5 protein-coding genes are annotated in these 12,919 nt (G+C 59.6%); 3 read left to right on the forward strand and 2 right to left on the reverse strand.

What is annotated here, in order from left to right; translation table 11 throughout:
- The first annotated feature begins 6 nt into the window (after window positions 1-6).
- On the forward strand, window positions 7-1,134 hold the full coding sequence (locus ACA075_RS24330; protein WP_497295846.1) for an OpgC family protein: 1,128 nt from the start codon (window positions 7-9) through the stop codon (window positions 1,132-1,134).
- 106 nt (window positions 1,135-1,240) lie between these two features.
- On the opposite strand, the gene ACA075_RS24335 is transcribed toward ACA075_RS24330, so the two are convergent.
- Window positions 1,241-2,662 (reverse strand): amino acid permease, encoded by a 1,422-nt coding sequence (locus tag ACA075_RS24335; RefSeq protein WP_497295848.1) that lies wholly within the window; start codon window positions 2,660-2,662, stop codon window positions 1,241-1,243.
- A gap of 614 nt (window positions 2,663-3,276) precedes the next feature.
- On the opposite strand from ACA075_RS24335, the gene ACA075_RS24340 reads away from it, so the two are divergent.
- Together ACA075_RS24340 and ACA075_RS24345 are read left to right on the forward strand one after the other, a co-directional pair.
- Entirely contained in the window at window positions 3,277-6,393 is a 3,117-nt protein-coding gene (locus ACA075_RS24340) for a transglycosylase domain-containing protein (protein WP_497295850.1), read from the forward strand.
- Window positions 6,394-6,543: 150 nt separating this feature from the next.
- The gene (locus ACA075_RS24345) at window positions 6,544-11,616 is read left to right on the forward strand and encodes an NEL-type E3 ubiquitin ligase domain-containing protein (RefSeq protein ID WP_497295852.1); all 5,073 of its coding nucleotides are present in this window, start codon (window positions 6,544-6,546) and stop codon (window positions 11,614-11,616) included.
- 45 nt (window positions 11,617-11,661) lie between these two features.
- Here ACA075_RS24345 and ACA075_RS24350 read toward each other — a convergent pair whose 3' ends face one another.
- Complete coding sequence (locus tag ACA075_RS24350; protein WP_497299326.1) at window positions 11,662-12,909, reverse strand: hypothetical protein; 1,248 nt, start codon at window positions 12,907-12,909, stop codon at window positions 11,662-11,664.
- Window positions 12,910-12,919: the final 10 nt, after the last annotated feature.

Raw genomic sequence — 12,919 nt, forward strand, 5'->3', positions numbered from 1 at the left:
GCAGCCATGACGACTGAACGCGATCACCGGATCGACTTTTTCCGCGGCCTGGCGCTGATCTTCATTTTCTGGGATCACGTGCCCCACAACCCGTTGGGTCAAATCACCCTGCGTAACGTCGGTTTCAGCGATGCCGCCGAAGTCTTCGTGTTTCTCGCCGGTTACGCGGCGGTCCTGGCCTACGGCAAGATCCTGGCCCGCGACGGTTACCTGATTGCCTGCGTGAAAATCCTGCGCCGTGCCTGGGTGCTGTATGTGGTGCATATCTTCCTGCTGGCGATGCTGATGGGCATCGTGTTCTTCGCCAACAGCCATGTGGAGACCCGCGACCTGGTCGAGGAGATGGGCATGCACCACTTCATCAGCAACCCGCAGCAAGCCTTGATCGATGAGTTGCTGTTGCGCTTCAAACCGAACCTGATGGACCCGTTGCCGCTCTACATCGTGCTGCTGGCAGGTTTGCCGCTGGTGCTGCCGATATTCGTGCGCAAACCCTGGGTGGTGGTGGCGATGTCGTTTGCGGTGTACCTGACGGTGCCGTTGTTCGGCTGGAATCTGGCCGCCATCAAGGACGGCGTGTGGTACTTCAACCCCGTCGCCTGGCAACTGTTGTTCGTACTCGGCGGTGCCGCTGCGATTCACGCGCAGCGCCCAACCTTGCCCGACAGGCGCTCGTTGCTGCGCCAGCCATTGTTTGTGAGTGCGGCGTTATACGCAGGCGTTGCCGGTGTACTGACCGTATTGTGGCGGTGGCCGCAACTGCATGATGCGATGGTACCGACCAGCCTGAGCAACCTGTTGTACCCGATCAGCAAGACCGACCTGTCGCCGGTGCGACTCCTGCACTTTCTGGCGCTGGCCTATGTCACGGCGAAACTGTTGCCGGACACTGGCTGGACGCAGAACTGGCTGGCACAGCAATGCAGTCGCATGGGGCGCTATTCGCTGGAAGTGTTCTGCCTCGGGGTGTTGCTGGCGCCCTTGGCGGACATGGTCAATGCCATGACCGACGATGCGTTTGCCATGCAAATCTTCACCGCGCTGGTGGGTGCGGGATTGATGGGGTTGTTGGGGGTTTGGCTGGAGTTCAACAAGCGCCTGACCGCACCGGTTCAAACGGTTGCCGTCCATTAAGAGACACCGCGCCTATGTGGCGAGGGGGCTTGCCACAGGAGATTTCGTGAGCCAATAAAAAGCCCCGGCCAATGGACCGGGGCTTTTGCGTTTCAGGCGTTACGACTTACGAAGCCGAGCGCACCGCACCTTGCGACACATTGGTCGGTTGCAGCTTGAACACGTAGAACAACACCGTCAGCAGCACCAGGAATGCCGGGCCGACGTACAGCGCCACGCGGGTCTCCGGGAAGTAAGCCATCAGGCCGACCACCAGCACCAGGAACGCCAGCGCCAGGTACGAGCTGACCGGGTACAGCCACATCTTGTATTTCAGACCAGCACGTTCACTGGCACTCAGGCCTTTGCGGAACTTGAGCTGGGCCAGCAGGATCATCACCCAGGTCCAGATCGCGCCGAAGGTGGCAATCGCCGTCACCCAGACGAAGACTTTTTCAGGCACCAGGTAGTTGAGCAACACGCCCAGCAACAACGCGCCGATCGACAGCAGCAGCGCCCGACGTGGCACGCCGTTGTTCGAGGTCTTGGCAAAACCGGCCGGGGCCTGGCCATTCTGCGCCAGGCTGTAAAGCATGCGCCCGGTGCTGAAGATGCCGCCATTGCAGGACGACAGCGCCGCGGTGATCACCACGAAGTTGATGATGCCGGCCGCGGTCTTGATCCCCAGGCGTTCGAACGTCATCACGAACGGACTGCCCTGGGTGCCGATTTCGTTCCACGGGTAGATCGACAGGATCACGAACAACGCGCCGACGTAGAACAGCAGAATCCGCCAGAACACCGAGCCGATCGCGTTGGGAATGGTCTTCTGCGGGTTCTTCGCTTCACCGGCTGTCAGGCCGATCATCTCGACGCCGAGGTAGGCGAACATCACCATCTGCAGCGACATCAACACGCCTTGCACGCCGTTGGGCATGAAGCCGCCGTGGGCCCAGAGATTGGAAATCCCCAACGCCACGCCATCGTTGCCGAAACCGAACGCGATCACGCCGATGCCGCCAATCACCATGGCGATGATGGTGACGATCTTGATCAGGGCGAACCAGAACTCGAATTCACCGAAGGCTTTTACCGCAATCAGGTTGATCGAACCCATGCTGATCAACGCAGCGAGTGCCCAGATCCAACGCGGCACATCAGGGAACCAGACGCCCATGTACACCGCCACAGCGGTGATTTCCGCGACACAGGTCACCAGCCACAGGAACCAATAGTTCCAGCCGGTCAGGAAGCCCGCCAGGGGGCCGAGGTAGTCTTGAGCGTAACGGCTGAAGGAGCCGGCGACCGGGTTGTGCACGGCCATTTCGCCGAGGGCGCGCATGATCACCAGGATCGCCAGACCGCCGATGATGTAGGACAGCATGATGGCAGGCCCGGCCATTTCGATGGCCTTGGCCGAACCGAGGAACAGACCGACGCCGATACAGGCACCAAGCGCCATCAAGCGAATATGCCGTTCGCCGAGTTCGCGTTTAAGCGGGCCGCCCTGAGCGGTCTCGCCATGGGGCAGATGATTGCCGACTGGCATAGGGGTACAACCTCGTCTTGTTATTGGATATGACCACCGAGTAACAAAGCGCTGACCGGTAAGCCATTGCTTCTGAGAAACCGGGCCTGCTTCGTGAGCAAACCCGTCTTGCAGGACAACACCTGCAAGATCAGCGGGGCGTGCAGTATAAAAAGCTTCGTACAGGGTTTTTCACTCTATAAACCACAACATTCAGCCAGAACTCTCGGAGAAAGCCCGGTTTGCGGAGGGGCATTACCTGGCTTTTGTAGGATTAGTCACCAACTGAAACGCCGCCGAGTATTGCACAGCATTGGTGCATCGTCATGCCCCTGCCCTGACCTTATTTACTGCCCGACGTGTCTAGCAAAGGTATTTCAGACGGACAATACCTGTGGCGAGGGAGCTTGCTCCCGCTCGGCTGCGCAGCAGTCGCAAAACCTGTGATCGCGGTTCTACTGAAAGACTGAGATGGCAAATTTGGGTCTGCTTCGCAGCCCAGCGGGAGCAAGCTCCCTCGCCACAGGAGAGTGGGGATATTTGAGATCTGTGTATCCACAATTTTTTCACCATCGCCAACCACCGACTAAGCTTCAGACAAGTCCGATCAATCTGCGTGAATGGATCAGTCGACTATGGGCGCGTTATGGCAAACCGATACGAGTAAAACTGTGGTTCCGACTGAACGTGTGGATGAAGCGCCTATTCCTGAAAAGCCTCCTGGCAGTCGCACGACGCACGGTTGGGGGGCGTTTTGGTTGTTGCTGGTCATTATCCTGATTGTTCTGGGGCTCGCCGCCGCCAAGGAAATGCGCACCTCGAAGTTTCAATCCCGCGAGGTGAGCAAATTCGCCGCCTCTCTGAGTTACGAAATGAAACCCGGCCCCAGCGACGCGATTCGCTATCCGGGTGCAGGCCCTTTCGACTTGCGCCTGGGCTACAGCTCGCTAGGAGAGTTTCTGCCGCGGTTGCTCAAGCGTGACTACGTCATCGCGTCACAAACCCGCTTCTCTGAAAAGCTGATGGACTACACCGACAAGGGCTTTTTCGTGCCCTACGCAGAGAAAATACAGGCTGGATTGTCGATCACCGATTGCCGTGCGGCGCCGCTGTACCAGTACAAATACCCACAACAACTGTATTCAAGCTTTGAGTCGATTCCGCCAGTGGTGGTCAACAGTCTGTTGTTTATCGAAAACCGCTTTTTGCTCGACCCCAAGCAACCCCTGGCCAACCCCGCCGTGGACTGGCCGCGGTTCGGCATGGCGATCTGGTCCCAGGTTGCCAAGCTGATGCACCTGCCGGGCCAGTCGGCGGGCGGCAGTACGCTGGCGACGCAACTGGAGAAATACCGGCACTCGCCCGATGGCCTGACGGTGTCGGGCGCGGAAAAGATCCGGCAGATGATTTCCGCCACCGTGCGCGCTTATCAAGCAGGGCCGGAAACCTTGCAGGCCCGGCAAAATGTGGTGCGCGACTACCTCAACAGCGTGCCGCTGTCGGCAGTACCGGGGCACGGTGAAGTGCATGGCATGGCTGAAGGGTTGCGTGTCTGGTACGGCGCTGATTTCAACAAGGCCAACGAACGGCTGGCCAGCACCGACTCGGATCCCAAGAGCATGGCCGAAAAAGGCCTGGCCCTGCGTGAAATGCTTTCACTGATGATCGCCCAGCGCCGCCCTTCTCACTACCTGACCAAAGGTCATGATGAACTGGCCGACCTCACCGACAGCCATATCCGCCTGCTGGCGGCGAATGGCGTGATCGATGCGCCCTTCGCCACCGCCGCCCTGGCCAGCAAGGTGACCTACCGCGACTGGCAGACCCAGCCGACCATTCAGCCGATTGAAACCAACAAAGGCATCAGCGTGGCGCGCAGTCGTCTGGGCGGGCTGCTCAACCGTCCGCTGTACGACCTCGACCGCCTCGACCTGTCCGCCACCAGCACCCTGCAAGGCGACTTGCAAACCCAGGCCACCGAATACCTCAAGCACCTGGCCGACCCGGTGTTTGCGACACAAATCGGTCTGATGGGTGAACGCTTGCTCACCCCCACCAGCACCACCCAGGTGCGCTACAGCTTCACGTTGTTTGAGCTGACACCGGACGGCGCGCGCGTGCGGGTACAGACCGACAGCACCGACCAGCCGTTCGACATCAACGAAGGCAGCAAGCTGGAGCTGGGTTCTACCGCGAAAATGCGCGTGCTCACCACCTACCTGCAAATCATGGCCGAGCTGCACGACAAGTACGCAGCGATGACCATCCCGGAACTGAAGAAAGTCGACGTCCCGGATCAGGACCGCCTGAGTCGCTGGGCCGTCGATTACCTGATTGAGAACAAGGACCGCAACCTGCAGGCCATGCTCGGCGCCGCGCTGGATCGTAAATATTCGGCGAGCCCCGGCGAAGCCTTTTTCACCGGCGGCGGGCTGCACACCTTCGTCAACTTCCGCAAGGAAGACAACGGTCGCATTCCTACCTTGCGCGATGCCTTGCGCGAATCGATCAACCTGCCGTTCATTCGGCTGATGCGTGACCTGGTGCGCTACACCACGTATTCGGGCCCCAACAACAGCGCCGAATTGCTCAAGGACGATCGCGACCCACGGCGTCAGGAATACCTGGCCAATTTCGCCGACCGCGAAGGCACCTCGTTCCTGCTGAAGTTCTGGAAGAAATACAAAAACAAGGACACCCAGGCGCGGCTCGATACCTTCCTCGACAGCATGCGTCCGACGCCGATTCGCATGGCGGCGGTGCACCGTTATCTGCTGCCCCAGGCCAGTCAGGAAAGCTTCAACGCCTTTGTGCGTGCGCACCTCAAAGGCGCCAAGCTCACCGAAAAACTCACCGACGAACGCCTGCAACGGCTCTACGAGAATTACAGCCCCGGCGCCTACGACTTGCCGGATCAGGGCTTCATCGCCAAGGTTCACCCGCTGGACCTGTGGCTGATGGGCTACCTGCTGAACAACCCGGATGCGAAGTGGAGCCAGATCGTCAAAGCCAGCCAGTTCGAGCGTCAGGAAGTCTACAGCTGGCTGTTCAAGAGTCGTCACAAGGGCGCTCGCGACAGCCGTATTCGCACCATGCTGGAGATCGAAGCCTTCCTCGACATTCATCAGCGCTGGCAGAAAGTCGGTTACCCGTTCGACCACCTGGTGCCCTCGCTGGCCACCGCCATCGGCAGCTCCGGCGACCGCCCGGCAGCGTTGGGCGAGTTGATCGGCACCATCCTCAACGACGGTGTGCGCATGCCGACATTGCGCATCGACACCCTGCATTTCGCGGCGAATACACCCTATGAAACCAAACTGATCAACGACCCGGACGCCGGCAAACGGGTGATGCCGTCCGAAGTGGCCACGGCGATGCGCGAGGCGCTGTCACAGGTGGTGGATGCCGGTACGGCCAAACGGGTTTCCGGCAGCTTCATCACGCCCGATGGCAAACCCCTGGCGATGGGCGGCAAGACCGGGACCGGGGATAACCGCATCGAAGCCATTGGTTCCGGCGGGCGGATTCTCAGTTCGAAGTCGATCAACCGCACGGCCACCTTCGTGTTTTACATCGGTGATAGTCACTTCGGTACGTTGACCGCCTTCGTGCCCGGGCGCACCGCCGAAGCCTTCAAATTCACCTCGGCGCTGCCCGTGCAGGTGCTCAAGGGCATGGCGCCAATTCTCACGCCGTATCTGCAACCGGGTGCGCATACGCAATGCCTGCCGGTGGAGGTCGCGCGGCGCTGAAAAAAGGCGGTAATTAATTATTTTCGGCATTGGTAATTCCAATGCGTTTGGGGGACCAACACTGATTAAGCAGCGGTAATTCGGGCTTTTACTTTGAGCCTCGGGCGTTAGGCTGGTCACTCCACTTAACGCTCAAGGTTTATTAAAAGCATGACTGACTTACACGGACGTATATCAGCGCTACCGACACCGGGGGCCGATGACCATAAAGGTCGTCATTACGACTTCATCAAGAGCCGTCTCCATCCCGCGTTCAAGGACGCTTCACTGCGACGGATTCGGGAGCTGAGCTTCACACAAACGGCTTCAGGGTATTGGGTACAGGCCACCAGGGATTTCGATCACACACCGTTACAAGAAGCCAACCTCGAACGCTGGTCCGCGCAAAACACCGTCGACCGGGTCATGGACAAGGTGCAAGGCGTTTACGAATTCGCCGAACCGTTGCTGGCCGAGGCGTTGCTGAAACAGTTCGGTGTCGACGTCGATGTAAAGACCACTTACCTGCACCTTTATCTACCCAAAAAGCTTCCCTGGTATTCAGCCGACTTCGGCGGTGCCGTGACCCGAATCGTTTCACTGCTGGACGCGGCGCTGCACAACTTCGCGGGCAAGGAAACCTGCGAACCAGACTCGGACTTCATCAGCCAGCCCAATGCCCGCGGGCATTTCGACATCCTGCCGATCAAACGCAAAATCTCCATCGCCCAGTTCCAGACCCTGTGTCGCGACCTGGACATTGGCGCGCGCTACACGAAATACCTCGAAGAGCAGTTGCGGCCCAAGGACGGCCTCGCGCAGGCTGTTTTGAAACACAGGATCGTCGAGAGCGAGAAAGCCGCGTTTAAAGCGGCCGCCAGACTGGCCGTCCTGAAGGGCGACATCGACGTCGATGCCTGTGACCTGATCCTGATGATGCTCGATGGCCAGCGCAACCTCACCCGCAAAGGCCGAATCATGCAATTCGCCAACCTGTCGATTCTCGACAGCTTGCTGACCGGAATCGTATTGATTACGCCGGATATGGACCGGGCCCGTGAGGTGGTGCCGATCTTCGCTTACGTCCCGCAAGACCCCGAGCACCCGCTGAAAGAGTACCCTTCGACCCTCGCGTTCGTGAATGAACTGACGCGTCAGTTGCGTAACAACGATGTCATACCGTCCACCGGCATGACCTACCAGCAATACTTCAGCCGGTTCGTCGATCAACCCGATCGAGGGCATTTTTTCGGCGGGCTGCAACAACGTCTGTTCCAAGTGAAATGGCATCAGAAAGAGCCGCTGGACCAGAGGCCGAGCTGGCGGGAAGTGGCCGTCACTGACCCTCATCTGCACTTCAACACCGCACCGCTCACCGGCGAACTCTGGAAATACCTGTTTGAGCAAAAGCTCAACAAGGTGCTCAATGACGCCCGACACATCGCCGTGTCCACCGCCGATGCCGATACCAACGCCCGATGGGCCTGGTGGGAGAACTTCAAGAAAATCACCTCGGACATCTTCAACATCGCCCTGATGGTCGTCACGCCGTTCGTTCCCGGGCTGGGTGAGCTGATGATGGGCTACATGGCTTATCAGATGGCCAGTGACGCCATCGAAGGCATCGTCGACATGACCCTGGGGCTGTGGACCGAGGCCACCGGACACATCGTCGGCGTGGCCACGGATTTTCTTCAGCTCGCGGCCTTTGCCGCCGGTGTGCAGATCGGTGCACTGGCACGCCTGAAGCTGTCGCCGCTGATCGAAGGCATGAAACCGGTCACCCTGCCCAACGGCGAACCCCGGCTGTGGCACCCCGACCTCAAACCCTATGAATGGCCCGATGTGCAGCTATCGCCGGACTCCAGACCCGACGCGCTGGGGCTGCATGTCCACGAAGGCAAGGATGTTCTGCCACTGGATGACAAGCACTACGCCGTGCAAAAGGATCCGCAAACCGGCAACTACCGCGTCAAACACCCGCATCGCGAGAATGCTTATCTGCCCGAGCTGAAACACAACGGCCTCGGCGCCTGGACCCATGAAGCCGAAACCCCGCGAACCTGGGATCGCCCGACGTTGATGCGCCGTCTCGGCCACTCCGTGGAGGGCTTCAGTGACGCGCAGCTCGAGGACGTTCGCATCGCCAGCGGCACCGACGACGGTGCGCTGCGCCGGATGTACGTCGACAATACGGCACCGCCACCGTTACTGGACGACAGCCTCACCCGCTTGAACATCCAGCGCCAGACCCGCCAGGCGATTGAAAGGATTCGCTCGGGTCAGCCTCTGGACCCGTCCTCCTACTGGTTTGAACCGCTGGCGACTTACCTGGAGGGCTGGCCCGCGGATAAAGCCCTGAAGGTCTACGAAAACGCCGACATGAGCGGCCGGTTCCGCCAGTACGGCAATGCCGAGGCGTCCGACGAGCAGACGCTGTCCACCAGTTTGTCCAACCTCATGAGCGAGCAATTTGCGCCAGGCCTTGTCGAGTTTCTCAGCGAAGAAGAGCTGCAAGCCGTGCTCGGTCGGTCCACCGCCAAAAGTGACCGGGTGCAAGCATTGCGTAATCGACTGGCGGATGAAGCCAGTCGAATGGACGCGGACATCGTCAATCAGCTTTACCAAGGTGCCCAAGCGTCTGACGACCCGCAGTTGCGACTCATACGCCACTCATTTCCCGAACTGCCGTCCCGTGCGGCAGCGACGTTGCTGAGCAGTGCCGACGCGACCGACCTCAAGCGCATGACCCAGGAGCAACGTCTGCCACTCAGCCTGAAAAGCCGAGCGCGGGAAGCCGCCTTCGAAGCCCGGACCAACCATGCCTATGAAGGCTTCCACGACGGCGCGCAGTGGGTGGCGGAAACCGAAAGCCTGGTGCTGAACGCCTTGAGGATTCATACCGACACCATCGCGCAATTGCGCATCGAGGTTCGCGAAGGCAACGATGCCGGCCCCTTGCGCAGCCGTGTGGGGGCCGAGGACGCGTCCATGGTCCGGGTGCTGGTCAAGGATGATGTCAACCGGTTCGAAGTCTGGGACGGCGACAACCACAAACTGCACGACGCCGCTGATTTTTACGACGCCGTCCTCAACGCCTTGCCGAAAAACAAACAGGCGCAGCTGGGTTATCGGCCGGGCCAGGGCGCCTTTTTCAAACAATGGGTGATGGCGAAGACCGAGACACCGGCGCAGCGCCGCACCGCGCTCGCTGCACCGCCGATCCGTCCGCTGGCTGACCATGAAGACATGATGCTGTTGCGCGGTCCCGGTTTCTCCGTAACCGCCCCCACGCTCACCGAACGGGTGCAGGATATCTACCCCCACTTCAACGAACGCGAGGTCGACACCTTCGTTCGATCCCTGGGTTCGCAGGAGCAAGGTCACCAGACACTGACCCGACTGGACCGGGAACTGGATGACTTGCGTGTGCTGTTCAATCGCTGGCGATACCAGCAGCCGGATACCTGGGGCCCGGATCAACGCGGGTTCGTCAACAGTGGCGGCTTGCACCTTGCCGAGCGGTTCATCGACTGTTTCAAACGCAAGCCCACGGTCTTTGGTGAACGCAGTATCACGGCCGACGGCGGTTACGCGCTGGACCTGTCCACAGAGTTCGGGGTGCTCGACCTCGAACGTTGGTGGAAGGACCTGCCGGATATCAAGCACTACCTCGATCAGATCAGCACCTTGAATCTGGACCGCACGACCCTTTCCGAATCCGCCACCGGCCTGTTAGGGGACTTCCCTCATCTGCGGCAACTGAGCGCCCGCAGCTGCGGCTTGACGCGACTTCCCGACACCATCGGCAAGATGCACCACCTGCGCACTTTGCGGTTGATGAACAACGACATCACATTGACGCCATCGGCTGTCGAGCAATTGCGAAACCTGACCCGCATGGAAACCCTCAGGCTCGATGACAACAAGCGGTTGGGCCGGCTCCCGGACGTCGGACGCATGCCCAGACTGAGAATCCTGAGTTTGAGCAACACCGGGGCCACCACCTGGCCCGATGGCTTGTTCGGGCCTGCCAACAAACGTCGACCGCGCGGCTTCTTTCTGGATTTGCAGGAGAACCCGATCAGCGTCATTCCGAAAGTCGTGCCCGGCTCGGAGGACGCCTTCATCCTCGCGCGGACCCGCTTGTACGAAAAGCAACTCTCGGACGCCAACCTGGTCACTTTCAAAGCGTATCGACGGTCAGTCGGCATCTCGCCCAAGCAGGTCTACGCCAATGCGGCACGAGACGCGATGCACCTGTGGCCCATGAATGACGACTCGGTATGGTGGAGTAACGAAGTCTCAGGGCTGGGTACTTTTCGAGAGGAGGCCTGGCACGACTTGATGACCGAGCCTGGCTCTGAGGATTTTTTTGCCTTGATCCAGAAACAGACCCGCTCGGCCGATTACATGGCCGGTGGTGATTTGCGTCAACAACTCAGCAGCCGGGTATGGCGCATGATCGAAGCCATCGACCTGGACACCGAGTTGCGCAAGGATCTGTTCGCAATGGCCAAGGCGCCCACCACCTGCGCCGATGCCGGGGCCCAGGTGTTCAACCACATGGGCATCAAGGTGCTCGCCTCCGAAGCCTATGCCTTATCGACGTCCAACGCCGTCCTTGAAAGCAAACTGGTGAACCTGGCCAGAGGTGCCGCTCGCCTCGCCCGCGTGGATGACATTGCCCGTGCCGATTTCGGCAGTCGGCCGGGCAATCCGGATGAGGTCGAGGTGTACCTCGCCTACGAAACCGGCCTGGCTCAACGCCTCGGTTTACCGTGGCAATCGGAGTCGATGCTGTATCGCCCCTTGGCCAGCGTGAACGCCAAAACCCTCGACACCGCCTTCGATACGGTGATGTCCATGGAGGCCGGCGATGGCTTGATCAACGACATGATCGAACAGCCGTTCTGGCAGAAATACCTGCAGGACACTTACCCGAACGAGTTCCGGCGCAATGCCCTGTTTTACGAAACCAAGAGCGAATTGCTGGATGAGTTACGCGAAGTTCAACACGCCTGGGCCGGCTCCAAAGGCCAGCAGATTGCACAACGACGAGCACTCAAACAGCGCCTGCAAGACCTCGCCCGACGACTGAATATCGATGACAGCGTCGTGTTGACGGATCAAGACATGACCGATGAAGTCTACGGCCAATTACTGCACGACATGGGCTACGAAGAAAAAGAGCTGAGCCGAACACTCACCCGCGCAGCGCTGCAAAAAGACGCACAGCCGTAATCGGCAAAACCCTGATGCATCGAGTGATGCATCAGGGCTCAACCCTTAACCCACTTGCGAATCCCAGATCACCGTGACAGTGCCCGAGTACGTTCGGGCGACTCCGGGCTTGAGCATTTCGCCGACTTCGTCCTGCGCAATCTCGAAGTGCAACGTTCCCGGTTTGCGATCGACATAAAAGCGTGGCTGGAACAACTCGGTACCACTGCCGTCGCGCCGCAACGGCCGGCGGCTGACCGGTTGATCGGCGGCATCCACCAAGCCATTGGGCAGGGTCAGGCTGACGTCGAGCGGCACGACATGACCCGAAGCCGGGTCGCGCACCGAGCAGCGATTGCCATCCTCGCTGTACTGGCAGTCCAGGCTCATCTTGAAGCGGCTCGACGAAGAAAGATTGAACGTCTGATCACGAAACAACCGCGTCGGCTTGCGCCCCTGCGTCAGCCAGGCTTGCCAGCCGCCCTGCGGGACCAGTTCGATGCGATTGCCGCCGGGGGGAATCTCAACCTTGAGGGTGTGCCGAACATCCAGGGAGAAGTTGAGGGTCAGTTGGTTGTCATTGGGAATCATGACATCGCCCATGTCGAAGTCCTGACGAGGACCGACCGTGTACGGCATGGTGCCGGTGTATTTGCCCGATTTCATGGCCAGGGGGTCAGGCGTTTTCAGCTCATAAGCGAACACGAAGTACAGGTAGCGAAAAGAAAGCGGAATATCGAACTTCGCCGTCTTGCTGCACACGCCCGCCCCTCTGGCGACTCGCCAGAAACTGTTGTAGCCAGAGGGACCCGCCGAGTGCCAACCCACACTTGAACAGGGTGGTGGCGCATATGACCAACCGCCACCTACCCATAAGTCATCCCACCATCCTCCTCCAGTCAGTTCAGTGACAGGGCGGGGAATGGCGGCTTCGTGCCCGATCCCGCCTATACGAATGGAAAGCACTTGCTTATCACCCGACTCGTGGGTGACCACCACTTCTCTCCAGTCTGAGGGAACACGGGCCATGCCCCCTTGCCGCGGGTCCGCATGGTTGGCCAGGATGGGCGCATTCGCCGTGAATGGAATAGGCGCAACAAGGCTGAACAAGTTATAGGGCGCACAGGCTTGCGGTATCTGTCGGCAAAAACCCTCGGACGGCGTCATGTTGACGAACACGTTTTTATTGGGCTTCGATGAATCCGGCTCGAATACCGCTTCGATCTCCATAACGGCAGCCTGTATGGGCAGTGCAAAAACGGCACACGCCAAGCTGCTCAACAGTCGAACTGATAGTCCACGTAGAAGCCGCATTGTCTTTCCT

The sequence above is a fragment of the Pseudomonas sp. LBUM1663 genome (assembly GCF_059695905.1).